Below are 17,681 nucleotides of genomic sequence, written 5' to 3'. Positions count from 1 at the left end.
ACAGCTCTTTCGCGCGGTCGATGGCCAGGTTTTCGGCGATATCGACGAACTGGCAGCCGCCATAGTAGCGACGGCCGGGATAGCCTTCGGCGTATTTATTGGTCATCACCGAGCCCTGCGCCTCAATCACGGCGGCAGAGACGATGTTTTCCGACGCGATCAGCTCGATCTCGTCGCGCTGACGGCCCAGCTCGGACGTGATCGAGCCAAATAGCTCAGGATCACGGTCCGACAAAGACTGGGTGAAAAAACCTGTGTCACGGAGATTGGCGTTCATGATAGCTCCACATGTCTGGGGTATTGCTTGCGGATTTCCTATCGGAAACCCTGCCGAGGCAACAGCTTTAAAGCGACGAATTGCGCCGCGTGGGCGTCAACTCTGGCCTATTGGGGAAAGGTATGTTTGTTTCGGAACCAAATGTGCAGCACCGGAAACCGGAAAAAATGAAAAAGAGAATCGCTTTTCTCGCAAGCGAGGCTGAAGTCGCGCAATCAGCCCGCGAGGTCCTGGTCGCCAAATACGGAAATGCCGCGCCGCGCGATGCGGATGTGGTGGTGGCGCTGGGTGGCGATGGGTTCATGCTGCGCACGCTCAAGAACATGCAGCACCTCGATGCGCCGGTATACGGGATGAACCGCGGGACCATCGGGTTCTTGATGAACACCTATTCTGACACCGATCTCTTGGAACGTCTCGATGATGCCGAGGTGGAGGTCATCAACCCTCTGGCCATGCGCGCCATGGATCAATCCGGGAAACTGCATGAAGCGCTGGCGATCAACGAAGTGTCACTGTTGCGCGCAGGTCCACAAGCGGCGCGTCTGAAGATCAGCGTCGATGGCCGCGAAAGGATGGGAGAGCTTGTCTGTGACGGCGCGCTTCTGTCTACGCCTGCGGGATCGACCGCGTATAACTACTCAGCCCATGGTCCGATTTTGCCGATCGGGGCGGATGTGTTGGCCCTGACCGCGATTGCTGCATTTCGACCCCGTCGGTGGCGCGGGGCCTTGCTGCCCAAAACCGCAACAGTTCGCATAGACGTGCTGGATGCCGACAAACGCCCGGTAATGGCCGATGCCGATTCTATTTCCTTTCCTGACATTGATTGGGTCGAAATCTGCTCGGAATCCGAGATCACCCATCGCATTCTTTTCGACCCCGGACATGGCCTTGAAGAGCGCCTGATTTCTGAACAATTCACTTAGAATTTCGTCAGTTTTGAAAAATAATTTTTCCTTGTGTGAACAAGTTCACATGCGGGTGAGCGTGCGATAGGTAATGTGATCTTGCCTGGAGAACACGCTTAGGTGGGAGTGAGTGGCCACCAAACAGCGTTTTCGACATACTTGCGCATTTTTTGCGCTGGCGAGGGTGGGTGGTGCCACGCTCGTTATCTGAAATCCAGGCATATTTAAGCAAGCGGACCCCGGGCACAAAAACCCGGGGTCGATTCTTTTTTTTGGGGGGGGGTCAGTCGGAGCGGGTCATTCGCTCCCAAAGAGGCTTGCACATCTGCCCGACCCGCGCCTCGATCGCCGCCGCCGCCTCGACCGCCAGATCTTCACGCCAACGACGCGCTGCGATCTGAACATTGATGGGCTGCAGGCCGTTGGGCAATTCTGCCAGTCTTGCCGGAACGCAGGCGGCGGGCAGGCCAAGGAAGTTCATCGCATAGGAATAGACCGCGCAGCCCAGAACCTCATGCACGCCTTCGGCCCCTTCAGTGTCGCGGTCCGGCTTGAAAAAGGGTTGAGGCAAGAAGGGAGACAGGACCAGAGGGTAGTCTTCAAGGAAGAGGGACCATTCACGGGCATAATGGCTGCGTTTGGCGAGCATTTGCAGCAGCTCGGTCTCAATGATGGGCGGAAATTCCTGAAAATAGACCTCGAAGATATCTTGGATGGTTTGGGAGCCGGCCGCTTGGATATCGGATTTCAGAAGGGTCAGAACCTCACCCATCAATGTTCGGTATCCGATGCGACCGCATTCGAAGACATCAGGGGGGTCGATCTCGTCAACCAGATAGCCCGCATCGACCAGCGCGTCGCGCGCGGTGTCCAGCGCCTTTTCGACCTCTGTATGCAGGGCATATCCGAATGTGTTCTTGGTAAAGGCCACTTTGATCGGAGCGTCCAGAGCCTCACCCCGCCATGGCAGAGGAACATGAAACGGGTCGCGCGGGTCCGGGGCGATCAGGCTGGGCATCGACAGGGACAGGTCGGCTGCGGATCGGGTGATCAGGCCCTGAACGGACATGGATTGGGCGAGTATTCCTCGCTCGGCCGTTTGGCTGGGGTTCCAGGCGGGAACGCGACCAAGGCCGGGTTTGACTGCCACCGCTCCGTTGGCGGCAGCCGGAAACCTGAGGCTTCCGCCAATGTCATTTCCATGCGCCAACGCGCCGATCCCGGCCATGACGGCCGCCCCGGCACCGCCCGATGACCCTCCGGCCGAGATATGACGCCCCCAAGGGTTATGCGTGCGCCCATAAAGCGGATTGTCGGTGTCGGCGCGGAAGGAAAACTCGGGCGTGTTGGTCCGACCGATCACGATGGCTCCGGCATTTTGAAGGTTTGACACAACCGGCGCGTCATCAGGGGCGATGACATCTTTCAGCGCTACGACCCCGTTTGTCGTGGCGTGGCCTTTCTGGTCGACATTGATTTTGATGGTTACCGGCACCCCGTGCAGCGGCCCGGTCGGTGCCCCAGCTGCCCGTGCGTGATCCAAGGCGCGCGCGCGTTTCAAGGCCTGCTGGCTCAGATCCTCGACCACAGCATTCAGATCGGGATTGACGGCATTCATGCGAGAGATGGAGGAGGCAACAGCGTCTTCAGCGCTTACATCGCCGTTGCGGGTCAGGGTGGTCAGCTCAGTGGCGCTGAGTTGCCAGATTTTGCTTTGAGTCATGGGCCCTCACTGTCTTAGCAAGACAGTAAGGGGCCTGTTTCAGGTTGCAAGAGGGGGCTCGGGTTACTGAGCGTAGCCAATCGTCTGCAACGCGTCCTTGATCTCGTCCAAGATGGCGGGATCGTCGATGGTCGCGGGCATCTTGTACTCTTTGCCATCGGCAATCGAAACCATGGTGCCCCGCAGGATCTTGCCCGAGCGGGTCTTGGGCAGGCGGTCCACCACCACGGCCAGTTTAAAGGCAGCCACAGGGCCGATTTTGTCTCGGACCATCTTGACAACTTCGTTCGAAACCTCGGCATGGTCGCGGTCGGCACCGGTATTCAGGCACAGGAAGCCCACCGGCATCTGGCCTTTCAACTGGTCCGACACACCGATCACTGCGCACTCGGCGACGTCGGGGTGGGCGGCCAGGACCTCTTCCATCCCGCCGGTCGACAGGCGGTGGCCCGCCACGTTGATCACGTCATCGGTGCGCGCCATGATATAGAGGTAACCATCCTCGTCGATCATGCCCGCATCGCCGGTTTCATAGTAGCCGGGGAAGTGGTTCAGGTACGAGCTTTTGAACCGCTCTTCGGCGTTCCACAGCGTTGGCAAAGTGCCCGGAGGCAGCGGCAGCTTGACCGCAATCGCGCCCAGCTCGCCCGGTTTCAGCGGATGGCCACCCTCGTCTAGGATCTGAACGTCATAGCCTGGCATCGGCTTGGCCGGAGATCCCAGTTTGATGGGCAGTTCCTCGATCCCCAGCGGGTTGCCTGCAATGGCCCAGCCGGTCTCGGTCTGCCACCAGTGGTCGACGATCGGAACGTTCAGCGCATCCTGTGCCCAGGTGATGGTATCGGGGTCAGCGCGTTCGCCTGCAAGATACATCGCGCGCAGGCCGGACAGATCGTACTTGCCAATTAACTCGCCCTTAGGGTCTTCTCGCTTGACCGCGCGGATCGCGGTGGGGGCGGTGAAGAAACTGCGCACGTTATGTTCGGAGATCACCCGCCAAAAGGTGCCTGCGTCGGGGGTGCCGACGGGTTTGCCCTCGAACACGATGGTGGTGTTGCCGTGGATCAGCGGGGCGTAGCAGATGTAGGAGTGCCCAACGACCCAACCCACATCCGAGGCGGCCCAGAACACATCGCCCGGATCGACATTGTAGATGTTCTTCATCGACCAGTTCAGCGCAACCAGGTGCCCGGCGGTCGGGCGCACAACGCCCTTGGGCGCGCCTGTGGTCCCGGAGGTGTAAAGGATATAGGCTGGATCATTGCCCGCGACCGGCACGCATTCGGCAGGTTCGACGCCGTATTGGAAGCCATGCCAGTTGAAGTCGCGTCCTTCGATCAGTTGTGCCACTTCCTGTTCGCGCTGGAAGATGACGCAGAACTCGGGCTTGTGGCTGGCTAGGTCGATGGCGCCGTCCAGCAGAGGTTTATAGTGAACCACGCGACCCGGCTCTAACCCGCATGAGGCGGCGATGATGGCCTTGGGTTTGGCATCGTCGATCCGCACAGCCAGTTCGTTGCTGGCAAAGCCGCCGAACACCACCGAATGCACCGCGCCCAGACGGGCACAGGCCAGCATCGCTTCGAGCGCTTCGGGGATCATCGGCATGTAGATGATGACACGGTCGCCTTTTTCAACGCCTTTGGCGCGCAGCGCACCAGCCAGCGTTGCCACTCGGTTCCGCATCTCGACATACGAGATTTCGCGCTTGGTATGGGTGATTGGACTGTCATAGATGATGGCGGTCTGTTCGCCACGCCCATTTTCCACGTGGCGGTCGACGGCGTTCCAGCAGGTATTGACCTGCGCATCGCTGAACCATTCATACAGAGGGGCATTGTCGGCGAACAAGGCTTTGCTGGGGGCCGAGACCCAATCAATGCCTTTGGCGGCATCCATCCAGAACGCCTCGGGGTCGTTTTTCCAGCCATCGTAAACGTCTTGATATGCCATCAGGCCCTCCTCCCAAAATCACTGCAATTGTTGTTAGGCAGCGATAGGGCAGTGGGCAAGCGGCGCGAGTGACGGCGCGTCAGTTTATCGCAAAATATTTGCAGGATGGCTAAAAACAGCCTGCAAATTTTTGCAAACCTCAAGATTTTATGGAATTTAGCAGGTCGAGAGTAAGGTTTTGCAAACCTGCAAATCTATGAGTGCAAAGGATATTGGTTGAGTCGGACAGCCAGACACCCACAGGATGTCTGGTGTTGAACTAGCCGCCCTAGCCGTAGTGGGTTACGGGCGTGCCCGCGATCGCTGCCATGTTCAGCAGCCCCCTTGAGGTGATCGAAGGGGTCACGATATGTGCCTTATTGCCCATACCCATCAGGATCGGACCAACTTCGATTCCGTCGGCTTTCATCTTTAAAACATTGCGCACGCCGCTTGCGGCATCCGCATGCGCGAAGATCAGGACATTCGCGGCACCTTCAAGGCGTGAGGCGGGGAAAATGCGTTCACGCAGTTCTGGGTTGAGGGCCGTGTCCAGGTTCATCTCGCCTTCATAGGTGAAGTCGCGCGGTTCGCTGTCCAGAATGGCAATTGCCTCACGCAGTCGCTTGCCCGAGCCTTCGGCCTGGTTGCCGAACTGCGACTGCGAGCAGAAGGCAATCTTGGGCTCAAGCCCGAAACGCCGCACGTGGCGGGCTGCGCCCAGCGTGATCTCGGCAAGTTCCGCCGGATTCGGCAATTGCCGTACATGAGTGTCGGCGATGAATAGAGGGCCGTCCTCGAGAATCATCAGTGACAAAGCCCCATGTGGGCGCAGGTCAGGCGTGCCCAGAACCTGCTCGACATAATTCAAATGCCAGCGGTATTCGCCGAACGTGCCGCAGATCATGCTGTCGGCTTCGCCGCGATGAACCATGATAGCGCCTATCGCTGTGGAATTTGTGCGCATTATCGCTTTGGCCAGATCGGGTGTGACGCCGCGGCGCTGCATGATCTGGTGGTATGAGTTCCAGTAGTCGTAGTAGCGCGGATCGTTTTCCGGGTTCACAATCTGCAGATCCTTGCCGGGACGGACGACCAGGCCGAGACGCTCACAGCGGGCCTCGATCACTTCGGGGCGGCCAATCAGGATCGGAGTTTCGGTCGTTTCCTCAAGGATGGCCTGTGCAGCGCGCAATACACGTTCATCCTCGCCCTCGGCGAAGACGATCCGGCGGCTTGAGGCTGCGGCGGCCTCGAACACGGGGCGCATAAGAAGGGCAGATTTGAAGACGGTCTGGTTCAGCTTTTCCTTGTAGGCCTCAAGGTCGTCGATCGGACGTTTGGCAACGCCGCTCTCCATTGCGGCCTTGGCGACCGCCGAAGATACGATCCCCACAAGGCGTGGATCGAAGGGTTTAGGGATCAGGTAGTCCGGGCCAAACGTCAGTTGCTCACCCTTGTAGGCAGCGGCGGCCTCGGCGCTTGTGGTGGCGCGGGCCAATTCGGCAATGCCTTCGACGCAGGCAATCTGCATCTCGTCATTGATCTCGGTTGCGCCGACATCCAATGCGCCGCGGAAGATGAATGGAAAACATAGCACGTTATTGACTTGATTGGGAAAATCGCTGCGTCCGGTCGCGATGATCGCATCAGGCGCGACTTCACGCGCGGCTTCGGGCAGGATTTCGGGCGTCGGGTTGGCCAGAGCGAAGATGATCGGGCGGTCAGCCATTTTCTCGACCATCTCGGGCGTCAGAACATTTGGGCCGCTTAGGCCCAGAAACAGATCGGCCCCACCAATCACGTCGTCCAAGGTGCGTAGGTCGGATTTCTGGGCGAACTGATCTTTGTGCGGATTCATATCCTCGGCGCGACCCTCATAGACCAGCCCGTGAATATCGCACAGCCAGATATTCTCGCGCTTGACGCCAAGTTTGACCAGCATGTTGAGGCAGGCGATCCCGGCCGCTCCACCGCCGGTCGAAACGATTTTTATTTCCTCGAACTTCTTGCCGGCGACGTGCAATGCATTGCGGGCCGCGGCCCCGACAACAATTGCGGTTCCGTGCTGATCGTCGTGAAAAACGGGGATGTTCATGCGCTCGCGACACAGCTTTTCGACGATGAAGCAATCGGGGGCTTTGATGTCTTCAAGGTTGATTGCGCCGAAGGTCGGTTCCAGAGCGCAGACGACATCGGCTAGTTTTTCGGGGTCGGGCTGGTCGACCTCGATGTCGAAGCAGTCGATCCCGGCGAATTTCTTGAAAAGGACGGCTTTGCCTTCCATCACCGGTTTCGAGGCGAGGGCACCGATATTGCCTAGACCTAGAACAGCCGTTCCGTTCGACACGACGGCCACAAGGTTGCCGCGTGCGGTATAGTGTTCCGCGTTCGAGGGGTCGGCCTTGATCTCAAGACTGGCCTCGGCCACGCCCGGCGAATAGGCGCGGGCCAGATCCCGGCCGTTTGCCATCGGCTTCGTGGCCTTGATTTCAAGCTTTCCGGGCTTGGGATGAGCGTGATAGTCAAGCGCGGCCTGCCGCAAGCTGGGTGTGTCAGACATCGGCGGTAAAGCTCCCCTGCAAAATTTGATTTAGCCTTAAACTATTTTTTTCGACTTGGCTATGCCGCGTCTGACGCTTGGCAGAACCCGACCGTTTCCTTGATTAATTGTCGCAAAATTTTTACAAACCGCAAACTCCTGCGAATTGTTCTGAGACACCAAAATGCCCAACGATCTCAAAATGACACCTTCCGAGGTGTTTCCACCATCCCGTTTCCGCTTTGGGGTGGACCGGTTCTGGTTCTGGGCTGCGCTCGGCGTTGCGGCTCTGATCCTCGGGTGTATTGCCTTGTTCCCGTTGCAGGCTGAGGTATTCAACCAAGAAGGCGGATTGATCGAGACGATCTCGGCGGCTGGCTTGTTTACGGCTGGGGTAGTGGCCTTGGTCAAATATCGAGGGCTAGCGCGGCTTTACATCGGCGTGGGGTGCCTGCTTCTGGCGGAGCGTGAGCTTGAGGCGGATATTTACGCCGAAGGCTCTGTGCCATTCGGGGTGCTAAGCGGCTTGGACGGTCTGCTGGACATGACGCTCGTGCGCGTCGCCCTGGCGGTCGTCGTGCTGGGGGGTGTGCTTTGGCACGGCATTCCCAACGCGTGGCGGGCGGTCAGAGTTCAGGCGCCGTTCCTTGCGATCTTTGTGCTTGCCGGAGTGGCCGCAGTTGTGGCGCAGGGGCTCGAAGAAATCTCGGGCCTGTATGAGGCCACGATGTCCTCGGTTATGAAGATACGGCTGTTTGTTCTGGAAGAAACGCTCGAGATGTATTTTTCGATTGGCATTCTGGCGTCGGTTCTGATCGGATGGCCGAAAGAACCGACTGACGAGAGCTTGCATGACCCAGACAGCGCACGCGGCGAGCACCCGCGCTGAAATCCGTTTGCCTACGCAGGAATTGCGCGACGATATTCCGTTCTACACCAAGGTTTTGGGGATGCAGATGGATATGATCTATCCTGCTGACGATCCTCGAACTGCTGTTTTTTCCGGCCATGGCCTAAGGTTGCGGATCGAGAAGGATGCGCCCGAAACCCCCGGCACTTTACGTATTCTGACCGAGAACCCTGAGGGTTTTGCCAATGGGGATCGGGTTCTGGTAGCTCCGAATGGAACGCGTATCGAAATCGAAGATCTCGATCCCCCTCTGGTGATGCCCGAAACGGTGCATTCCTTTGTCGTGCGCAGGCTCAAGGACCAAGCACCGTGGATCATCGGAAGGGCCGGGATGCACTATCGCGATCTGGTGCCGGATCGTTTGGGCGGGTCGATCATTGCCAGTCATATTCGCATCCCCGATGGCGGCCCTGTTCCGGATATGGTGCATTTCCATAAGGTCGGGTTTCAGCTGATCTTCTGCATACATGGCTGGGTCGATGTCGTTTACGAAGATCAGGGCGACAAATTGCGTCTGACCGCCGGGGATTGCTTCATCCAGCCTCCCGAAATCCGCCACCGCGTGCTGGAAGCCTCGGACAATGTGCAGGTGATCGAGATCGGCGTTCCGGCCGAACATGTCACCGAAATTGATCACGAGATGGAACTGCCGACGCCGCATCTGCGCCCCGACCGGGAATGGCAAGGGCAACGCTTTGTTTACAATCAGGCGAAAGATGCGGATTGGGTGCCGTTCCGACTGCCGGGTTATACCTGCCGCGACACCACGATTGCCGAGAACACCAAAGGGGTCGCCGGTGTTCAGGTCGTCCGGCGCGGGCAGGGTGATCCGGTCTGGGCCAGCCACGACACCGACATCCATTTCACCTTCGTCATGAGCGGAGAGGTCACTCTGGAGGGCGAAGGCCGTGACCCCTATCAACTGGAGCAAGGGGATGCCTTTGTGATACCACCGGGGATGCGCACACGCTTGTCGCAGCCCTCTGACGATGTTGAACTGCTCGAGGTGACCTTGCCGGGGGTGTTCAATACGGTTCTGGAATAAATGCGCGGTGGGGCTTCTAATCGCCCCACGTTTTCCGATAGGGTCTGAATTTCTGACCAACTGATCAAAAATGGGGAATCGCCATGTCGCTTAAAGATGCCGCCTTGAAGGTCCGCGAAAACGCCCATGCGCCTTATTCGAACTTCAAAGTGGGCGCGGCGATCCTGTCGGGATCAGGGACGCTCTATGTTGGATGCAACGTAGAAAACGTGGCCTATCCCGAAGGCACCTGTGCCGAAGCAGGCGCAATTGCCGCCATGGTCGCCTCGGGTGAAACCGAGCTGGCCGAGGTCTATGTCGTTGCCCAAAGCCCGCAGCCGGTGCCGCCTTGTGGTGGCTGCCGTCAGAAACTGGCCGAGTTCGGCGCGCGGGATGTAAAGGTCACCTTGGCGACAACCGACGGCGCCGAGTTGGAAACCACGATCGGACAGCTTTTGCCCGGCGCATTTGACGCCTCGCATATGCAGGACAGCTGATCGCATGGATGCGCGTTCGATCATCGTTAAACTGCGCCGAAGTGAAGTGCCCACCGGACCAGAGCTTACGTGGTTTGCCCAAGGTCTGGCCGATGGCAGCGTCAGTGACGCCCAGGCCGGAGCCTTTGCGATGGCCGTCTGCATGGGCGGGCTGGGCGCGCAGGGTCGTGCCGACCTGACCGTGGCGATGCGAGACAGTGGTGACGTGCTGCGCTGGGATCTGGATGGCCCGGTGATCGACAAACACTCCACGGGCGGTGTTGGCGATTGCGTCAGCCTGATCTTGGCTCCGGCTCTGGCCGAATCTGGGGCCTATGTGCCCATGATCTCGGGCCGTGGGCTGGGCCATACAGGAGGGACGCTGGACAAGCTTGAGGCGATTCCGGGCGTCACTACGCAGATCGGGCAAGAGCGTCTGGCGCAGGTATTGCGCGACACAGGGGCCGCTATTGTCGGCGCGACGGGGCAGATCGCGCCTGCGGACAAGCGTCTCTATGCGGTGCGGGATGTGACGGCGACGGTGGAGAGCCTCGATCTGATCACGGCCTCGATCCTGTCCAAGAAACTCGCGGCAAGTCCCGATGCGCTGGTGCTGGATGTTAAAACCGGCAGCGGTGCGTTCATGAAAACCATTGAAGACGCGCACGAGCTAGCTCAGGCGCTGACCGCAACTGCTAACGCTGCCGGCTGCCGAACCTCGGCCGTTATTACCGATATGAACCAACCTCTGGCCTCGGCGCTGGGCAACGCCTTGGAGGTAGCCGAGGTCATGAAGGTTCTGACCGAAGGGGGAGCGTCTCCTCTGGCCGAAATCTCTGCCGAATTGGGCGGGGTGTTGCTGGCGGATGCGGGTATCTCTGAAACAGTAGATCAGGGCCGCGAAAAAATCGTCGAGATCATTCGGGATGGCCGCGCTGCAGAACGGTTTGGTCGCATGATGGTGGCCGTTGGAGGCCCAGTGCAATTTGTTGATACGTGGTCAAGGTTCCTGCCCGAAGCCAGCGTGATCACCGAGGTTCCATCACCGCGCGACGGGTACATCACGGCCATTGACGGTGAAGCTTTGGGGCTGGCCGTGGTGGCTCTTGGCGGTGGGCGTCAGGTGGAAAGCGATGTGATCGACCCGGCGGTGGGTTTGTCAAACATGGTACGGCTGGGCGAGCGGGTCACCAAAGGCGCGCCATTGGCCGCTGTTCACGCGGCGCGCGAGGACGCGGCAACTCAGGCGGCCCAGAGCGTATTGGCGGCGATCACAATCGCTGATGCTCCGGTTGCTGTGCCCGACCTGGTGCATGAAAGGATAATGGCATGAGCCGCGCCTTTCTCGTCGTGATGGACTCGGTCGGTATCGGCGGGGCACCTGATGCAGGCGCGTTCTTCAACGGAGATGTACCTGATACCGGGGCCAACACACTGGCCCATATCGCGCAAGCCTGCGCCGATGGGCGGGCTGAGGACGGGCGCAGCGGCCCGCTTGCGCTGCCCCATCTGGATGCGCTGGGTCTGGGTGCTGCGACGCGACTGGCCTCGGGCGACACAACGCCGGGGTTGGCGGCTCAACCGACTGGCCTGTGGGGATGCGCGCGCGAACTGTCGCCGGGCAAGGATACGCCTTCGGGCCACTGGGAACTGGCCGGGCTGCCGGTGCCGTGGGACTGGCACTATTTTCCTGACACACAGCCCGCATTTCCTCCCGATCTGAGCCAAGCAGCCGCGCAAGCTGCAGGAACCGAAGGTATTCTGGGCAATTGCCACGCATCCGGAACAGCCATCATTGCCGAGCTGGGGGCCGAGCATATGCGCACGGGCTGGCCGATCTGCTACACGTCCGCTGACAGCGTGTTCCAGATCGCCGCGCATGAGGAAAGCTTTGGCCTCGATAACCTGCTTGCGATGTGCCGAACGCTTGCGCCGCGTCTGCATGAGATGAAGGTGGGCCGTGTAATCGCGCGCCCGTTCCTCGGATCGCCCGAAGAGGGGTTCACCCGCACAACGAACCGCAAAGACTTTGCCATCTTGCCGCCCGCGCCGGTGCTGACGAACTGGGTTCAGAACGCAGGCCGCCGCGTGCACGCCGTTGGCAAGATCGGAGACATTTTTTCGATGCAGGGCATCGACACGCTGCGCAAAGGCTCCGATGCCGAATTGATGGTGCACCTGTCCGACCTGGTGGATGAGGCCGAGGATGGCAGCCTGAGTTTTGCCAATTTCGTCGAATTCGACAGCCTCTACGGTCATCGTCGCGGTATCAGCGGCTATGCCCGTGCGCTGGAATGGTTTGATCGGGAAATCGGAGCCATCCTACCAAAATTGCGCCTGGATGACATGCTGGTGTTGACGGCGGATCACGGCAATGACCCCAGTTGGAACGGCACCGACCACACCCGTGAACAGGTGCCGGTCTTGGTGGCCGGGAAAGGGTCAGGCCAGCTCGGTCAAATCCATTTCGCCGATGTCGCCGCCAGCGTTGCCCATCACCTGAGTGTACCGGCGCAAGGGCCGGGAAAGAGCTTTCTATGAGTGTCGCAGACCTTCCGAAAATCGAATTGCACCTGCACCATGAGGGCGCAGCGCCGCCTGCATTCATCCGGCAATTGGCGCATGAAAAACGCATCGACCTAAGCGGTATCTTCAAGCCCGATGGCAGCTACGACTTCCGCGACTTCGCCCATTTCCTCAGTGTCTATGAGGCCGCGTGCGAGGTCCTCAAATCGCCCGAGGATTTCCGCCGTCTGACCTTGGCTATCCTTGAGGAAAGCGCAGCCAATGGGGTGGTGTATTCCGAGACCTTCCTCAGCCCCGATTTCTGCGGAGGTGGTGATCTTCACGCGTGGCGCGACTATCTGAACGCCATTCAGGATGCCGCCGATGAGGCCGAGCGCAAGTTCGACATCACTCTGCGCGGCGTGGTCACCTGTGTCCGCCATTTCGGCCCGGACCAGGCCAAGATCAGCGCCCGGTGCGCCGCTGAAACCGCAGGCGATTGGATCACCGGTTTCGGTATGGGGGGCAATGAATCCATCGGCACTCAGGGCGATTTCAAATGGGCTTTCGATTGCGCCCGCGAGGCCGGTTTGCGCCTTACCTCTCACGCAGGTGAGTTCGGCGGCCCTGAGAGCGTGCGCGACGCGGTGCGCGAGTTGTCTGTTGAACGTCTCGGCCACGGCGTGCGCGCCATTGAAGACCCCGATATGGTGCATGAACTGATCGACCGGGATGTCACGCTTGAGGTCTGCCCAGGATCAAACGTGGTTCTGGGTCTCTACCCGGATTTCGCTGCGCATCCGATTGCGCGGTTGCGCGACGCCGGGGCGAAAGTCACCGTTTCCACGGATGACCCGCCATTTTTCCATACCACTATGCGGCGTGAATATGAGATGTTGCAGGCAGCCTTTGATTGGGATGCCGAAGACTTCGAAGCCCTGAATGAAACGGCCCTAAACGCCGCCTTTTGCGATGAAGACACCCGCGCGCGGGTCAAGAAAAGACTGGAGAACACATGAGCGAACACCTGACCGTCGTTGACCACCCGCTGGTGCAGCACAAACTGACGCTCATGCGGGACAAAGGAACCTCGACCGCCGAATTCCGTCAGCTGCTGCGGGAAATCACGCTGTTGCTGGCTTATGAGGTGACCCGAGAGCTTAAGCTGACCACCCGCCATATCGAAACTCCGATGGAGGAGATGGACGCGCCCATTCTCGCCGGTAAGAAACTGGCGCTGGTCTCGATCCTGCGTGCCGGGAACGGGATGCTGGACGGGGTGCTGGAACTGATCCCTTCGGCCCGCGTGGGATTTGTCGGGCTTTACCGCGACGAAGAAACGCTGAAGCCGGTTCAGTATTATTTCAAAGCGCCAGAGGGCCTGAAAGACCGGCTGGTTATCGCCGTGGATCCGATGCTAGCCACCGGCAACAGCTCGGCCGCAGCGATTGATCTGCTGAAAGAAGCGGGCGCGACCGAGATTCTGTTCCTCTGCCTGCTGGCGGCACCAGAAGGGGTTGCCCGCATGAAAGAGGCCCATCCGGACGTGCATATCGTTACTGCTGCGCTGGATCGTGAGCTGAACTCGAAGGGCTATATCATGCCCGGTCTCGGCGATGCCGGAGACCGTATGTTCGGCACGAAATAAGCCGGATCACTCGCTGCAGATGTTTTGAAGCTGGACCCAATCGCGGTCCGGCAAAACCTGTTCCAGCGTGCGTCCGGCCATTGGGTCGGCCTCGATCAGGCCCAGAACCGTTTCCCCGGTCACATCCCGCGCATAGGCATATGGGGTCGAAGGCAGGGCGGCCTGTGCAAAAACCGACAGCAGTGCTTCATCTGTCAGAGACGGACGAGGTTCCGACAGGACTTGCTCGGTATAGCTGTCGACGATCTCGGGCGTCAGGCCCCCGGTCGTCAGCAGGCGAAAGGCCGAGGAGGCGCCGGTTCTGTCCAGAACATCATCCAACGGGTCTTGTGCCTCGATACGGGCGCGCTCGGCGATGACATAGCCGGCGGCCACGGCGGGATCTTCATGATCCTCGACCAAGGCCCGGTTCAACAAGACCGTCCCGCCCGGCAGGCTGAGGCTGTCCTGCACCCCGGCGGGCAGGATAATGATCTGCCGCACGCCCGTGCGCTTAGCCAGACGATCCAAAGAGGCCTGCGCATCGCGTGAGGCACAGGCGCGCCCCGAGACCCGCTCGATTCGTTTCAGAATCTCGTCACCGATGTCCTGCCGTTTGACCTCGGGCACGACCGAGACCACATGGTTTTGCAGGGCCCCGGGCAACCAAAGCAGCAACACCGCCAGAACAGCGGCGACGACGCCTGCGACGCTAAACCATCGCAACCGACCGGGATGCGGACGCGAGCGGTCGATGGCGCGCTGCAGCCGGTCGATAGCCTCGAGCATCGTCTTTTCGCTTTCGGCCAGTTCCAGCGTTTCGTCCGGGTCGCCGTCAGGGTTGAAAATCGCAGGGAAACTGCCCGGATTCTGCCGCTCCAACGCGGCCAGAGACCAGTGCGTCAGCGCCCGGTCATTGAAATCCGAGATCGTCAGGGTCGCCTCACCAATCGAGACCACAACCTCGCGCCGCTGATCATCGGGCGAGGGGCGCCACAGACCGGTGGCTTCGATCCGCTGGTACTGTTTCAGGGCCGTCATCTGGATTGGGCTGCTCGTGTTTTTCTTTTGCCAAAGCATAGCATGTGGAAATCACGGGGCGCAAACCTGTTGCGCAGGCTTTCAGAAATATGCTGGATGGCACAAGCGCTGTTGCGCGTATCCAACCCGAGGCAGGACATGCAGCCAGGCAAAGAAACCCTCCCCTTTTTGGCCTCGGTGCTGATGGTCTCGGCGATGGCCATTCTTGGCGTGATCGACAACGTGGTGATCCTGCTGGCCGAAACCATCGGGCTGTGGCAGTTCCATCTTAGCCGTGCTGTTTTGATGTTGCCTCTGATCATCGGACTGTCCCTGTTGGGTTTGGGAAGTCTGCGGCCAATACGGCTGCGGTTTGTCCTGCTGCGCAGCGTTCTGATCGCGACGGGCATGTTGTTCTATTTCGCGTCGCTGGCGTTGATGCCTATTGCGCAGGCCCTGGCGGGTTTGTTCACCTCACCGATGTTCGTGCTGTTGATATCGGCGCTAGGGCTGAAACAAGTCATCGGACCATGGCGCATCGGCGCGGTTCTACTGGGGTTCATGGGCATCCTGTGCGTGTTGCAACCCAACCCGACCGAGTTCGATGTTAGGACCTTTTTGCCGGTTGTCGGAGGGTTCTTCTACGCGCTCAGCGTGATTGTCACGCGGACCTATTGCTCGGATGAAAGCACGGTCGCCCTTCTGGCAAATAATATGCTTGTTCTGGGCGTTGCCGGGGCCATCGGCTTGATCGTTTTCACGGCCTTTCCCGCATCCGGACCCGACGGTCCCGAAGGCTTTGTGACCCGTGGTTTGGTCTTCGATATGCGCGCTGCCTTGCCATGGGTCGCGGTGCAGGCCGTCGGGTCCACCGTGGCCGTTTTCATGATGATCAAGGCCTATCAGGTCGGAGAGCCCTCATTCGTTGCCGTGTTCGAATATTCGATCATGATCTTTGGTCCTCTGTTCGCCTGGGTTGCCCTTGGACAGACGATCGGAGTGATGCAGATCTTTGGCATCGGCCTGATTGCAACAGCTGGCGCAGTTCTGGGCTGGAGAGCCAGGCGCGCGGCCCCCGAGCAGGAGGTCGCATGATCATCTCTCGCGGCCGCCGCTATGTGTTTGTGCATATTCCAAAGACGGGGGGAACTTCGCTTGCTTTGGCGCTGGAGCAGCGGGCCATGAAAGATGACATCCTGTTAGGAGACACGCCCAAGGCCCTGAAACGGCGGCGCCGCGCCAAGGAACTGACCGCGCGGGGAAGGCTGCACAAACACGCGACGCTTGAGGATATCGACGGGGTGTTGCCAGAGGGTGAACTTGAGGCCATGTTTGCCTTCACGCTGGTTCGCAACCCTTGGGATCGCATGGTCAGCTATTACCACTGGCTACGCTTTCAGAGTTTCGCGCATGAGGCTGTCACCCTGTCCCAGCAATTGGCGTTCGAGCCTTTTGTTCTGCACCCAACCATTCGTCGTTCGTTTCAGGACCATCCGGCGCGGCGCTATATGACCCGCGCGGATGGGGTCGAACAGTGTCAGTTGTTCATACGGTTGGAACAGTTCGAACAGGACGCTCAAGCTCTGTTTCGCCATCTGGGGTTTGAGGTGGAATTGCCCCATATCAACCCCTCGGACCGGCAGGCGGATTATCGGGCGTACTATTCAGACGTGTCCGCCCAATCTGTGGCAGAGACCTGCGCAGAAGACATCGAGAGATTCGGCTACGCTTTTGACGCGACGACCGGCTTATAGTTTCCGATTAGTTGATAAACCCACTCTTGCACTGCTTTCTGTCGCGAAAACCCCTCGTTTTAGCCCAAATCGGGCGTAAATACGGCGAAACTAAGACCGAAAGCCGCTAGGTCTGCTATCTCTTGAGATGTGAGTATTTGTGCCAAAAGGGGGTTCGGCACGTGTTGGAAGTAGTGAGTTTTTCGGATGTTTCCGAGTATCATGACGATGCGGATCTGCCAGTTGCGCTGGACGCAGTGTCATCGCGCAGAGGAGGGTTCCTGCACGGAACCAAAATCGCGACCACCAGTGGATGGAAGCTAATCGAGCGTATCGCCGCTGGCGATTTGGTTCGAACGCTGGATCACGGATTCAAAGAAGTCCGCAGAGTCTCGACCAGTTGGGTCAATATCCCCGCAGGTGAGAGGCGATCAGCCCATCTACCGATCTTTGTGCCTGCGCGGGCGGCCTATAACGGGCGCGCGGTTTGGTTGATGCCGGAACAGGGTGTCGCGCTGGATCGCGGCAAACTCGACCTGACGGATCAAGGTGTTTCTGTTTTGCCTGCGCGGCTTCTGGACGGAGCCTGTCGGTTGTCCTCGCAGTCGCCGGGATCGTCCTTCGAGGTCACGACCCTGTTCTTCGACCAGGACGAGGTGATCTATATCGAGGGTGGCTTGCAAGCCTATTGCCCTTCGGGGCGCTTCAGCCGCACGTCTGGTCAGGCAAAAGAGTATGCGGTGGCCGACGAAGACGCTGCGACTGCGTTGGTCGGTGCGCTTGCTGCAAGTGGTGAGATTTCGGCACTGGCGAACCCATTGGGCGCTTTGCCTGCTCCGATCCCGACGGATCCGATTTTCCCGATCCGCCCAGCGGCGGGTATTCGTAGGCCCGGACGGCCGGGTCGACCAAATGCGCCGGTTCTGTTTCTCCGGCCTGAATGGCAAACCGCTCCGGCTGTTCAGTAAGGAAGACGCAGGCGCAAGGGGAGTTGCGCCTGC

15 protein-coding genes and 1 pseudogene are annotated in these 17,681 nt (G+C 59.4%); 11 read left to right on the top strand and 5 right to left on the bottom strand.

The annotated features are described in order from the left end of the window. A pseudogene (gene glyA / locus ACRZ95_RS03805) lies at nt 1–277 on the bottom strand (serine hydroxymethyltransferase); the annotation flags it as partial. Between the two features lie 122 nt (nt 278–399). Between glyA and ACRZ95_RS03800 the strand changes: the two are divergent. Beyond that, nucleotides 400–1,206 carry an NAD kinase gene (locus ACRZ95_RS03800; RefSeq protein ID WP_170676686.1) on the top strand — a complete coding sequence of 269 codons (807 nt, stop codon included), beginning with the start codon at nt 400–402 and terminating at the stop codon, nt 1,204–1,206. Nucleotides 1,207–1,471: 265 nt separating this feature from the next. Here the strand turns inward: ACRZ95_RS03800 and ACRZ95_RS03795 are convergent, their stop codons facing one another. The 3 genes from ACRZ95_RS03795 to ACRZ95_RS03785 form a co-directional block, all read right to left on the bottom strand. Beyond that, nucleotides 1,472–2,911, bottom strand: a complete 1,440-nt coding sequence (locus ACRZ95_RS03795; protein WP_170676684.1) for an amidase family protein — start codon at nt 2,909–2,911, stop codon at nt 1,472–1,474. A 63-nt stretch (nt 2,912–2,974) separates the two neighbouring features. After that, nucleotides 2,975–4,864 carry a propionate-CoA ligase PrpE gene (gene prpE / locus ACRZ95_RS03790; RefSeq protein WP_170676682.1) on the bottom strand — a complete coding sequence of 630 codons (1,890 nt, stop codon included), beginning with the start codon at nt 4,862–4,864 and terminating at the stop codon, nt 2,975–2,977. Between the two features lie 268 nt (nt 4,865–5,132). After that, a complete protein-coding gene (locus tag ACRZ95_RS03785; RefSeq protein WP_170641064.1) occupies nt 5,133–7,406 on the bottom strand; it encodes an NADP-dependent malic enzyme in 2,274 nt (757 codons plus the stop codon). Between the two features lie 163 nt (nt 7,407–7,569). Here ACRZ95_RS03785 and ACRZ95_RS03780 point away from each other — a divergent pair, with 163 nt between their 5' ends. The 7 genes from ACRZ95_RS03780 to upp all read left to right on the top strand — a co-directional run bounded on the left by ACRZ95_RS03780 (nt 7,570) and on the right by upp (nt 13,948). Further along, nucleotides 7,570–8,274, top strand: coding sequence for a hypothetical protein (locus tag ACRZ95_RS03780; protein ID WP_170552672.1), 705 nt, complete (start codon nt 7,570–7,572; stop codon nt 8,272–8,274). After that, nucleotides 8,237–9,340: a cupin domain-containing protein gene (locus tag ACRZ95_RS03775; RefSeq protein ID WP_170676680.1), complete on the top strand. Its 1,104-nt coding sequence runs from the start codon at nt 8,237–8,239 to the stop codon at nt 9,338–9,340. Before ACRZ95_RS03780 ends, ACRZ95_RS03775 begins: the two co-directional genes overlap by 38 nt. Before the next feature lie 83 nt (nt 9,341–9,423). Next, nucleotides 9,424–9,816: a cytidine deaminase gene (locus tag ACRZ95_RS03770; protein ID WP_170465629.1), complete on the top strand. Its 393-nt coding sequence runs from the start codon at nt 9,424–9,426 to the stop codon at nt 9,814–9,816. Nucleotides 9,817–9,820: 4 nt separating this feature from the next. Continuing rightward, entirely contained in the window at nt 9,821–11,128 is a 1,308-nt protein-coding gene (locus ACRZ95_RS03765; RefSeq protein WP_170676678.1) for a thymidine phosphorylase, read from the top strand. Then, a complete protein-coding gene (locus ACRZ95_RS03760) occupies nt 11,125–12,336 on the top strand; it encodes a phosphopentomutase (protein ID WP_170676676.1) in 1,212 nt (403 codons plus the stop codon). Before ACRZ95_RS03765 ends, ACRZ95_RS03760 begins: the two co-directional genes overlap by 4 nt. Further along, the gene (locus ACRZ95_RS03755; RefSeq protein ID WP_170676674.1) at nt 12,333–13,319 is read left to right on the top strand and encodes an adenosine deaminase; all 987 of its coding nucleotides are present in this window, start codon (nt 12,333–12,335) and stop codon (nt 13,317–13,319) included. Before ACRZ95_RS03760 ends, ACRZ95_RS03755 begins: the two co-directional genes overlap by 4 nt. Next, nucleotides 13,316–13,948, top strand: coding sequence for a uracil phosphoribosyltransferase (upp, locus tag ACRZ95_RS03750; protein WP_170374268.1), 633 nt, complete (start codon nt 13,316–13,318; stop codon nt 13,946–13,948). Before ACRZ95_RS03755 ends, upp begins: the two co-directional genes overlap by 4 nt. Nucleotides 13,949–13,954: 6 nt before the next feature. Here the strand turns inward: upp and ACRZ95_RS03745 are convergent, their stop codons facing one another. Continuing rightward, nucleotides 13,955–14,968: a hypothetical protein gene (locus ACRZ95_RS03745; RefSeq protein ID WP_170676672.1), complete on the bottom strand. Its 1,014-nt coding sequence runs from the start codon at nt 14,966–14,968 to the stop codon at nt 13,955–13,957. 96 nt (nt 14,969–15,064) lie between these two features. Between ACRZ95_RS03745 and ACRZ95_RS03740 the strand changes: the two genes are divergently transcribed. The 3 genes from ACRZ95_RS03740 to ACRZ95_RS03730 all read left to right on the top strand — a co-directional run bounded on the left by ACRZ95_RS03740 (nt 15,065) and on the right by ACRZ95_RS03730 (nt 17,648). Next, nucleotides 15,065–16,042 carry a DMT family transporter gene (locus ACRZ95_RS03740; RefSeq protein WP_480554526.1) on the top strand — a complete coding sequence of 326 codons (978 nt, stop codon included), beginning with the start codon at nt 15,065–15,067 and terminating at the stop codon, nt 16,040–16,042. Further along, nucleotides 16,039–16,701, top strand: a complete 663-nt coding sequence (locus ACRZ95_RS03735; RefSeq protein WP_170676670.1) for a sulfotransferase family 2 domain-containing protein — start codon at nt 16,039–16,041, stop codon at nt 16,699–16,701. Before ACRZ95_RS03740 ends, ACRZ95_RS03735 begins: the two co-directional genes overlap by 4 nt. Nucleotides 16,702–16,862: 161 nt before the next feature. Next, nucleotides 16,863–17,648 carry a Hint domain-containing protein gene (locus ACRZ95_RS03730; RefSeq protein WP_480554524.1) on the top strand — a complete coding sequence of 262 codons (786 nt, stop codon included), beginning with the start codon at nt 16,863–16,865 and terminating at the stop codon, nt 17,646–17,648. Nucleotides 17,649–17,681: the final 33 nt, after the last annotated feature.

Source organism: Ruegeria sp. AI3 (assembly GCF_056541245.1).
The sequence above is the reverse complement of the archived record's forward strand: the minus strand, read 5'-3'. Positions and strand labels throughout refer to the sequence as shown.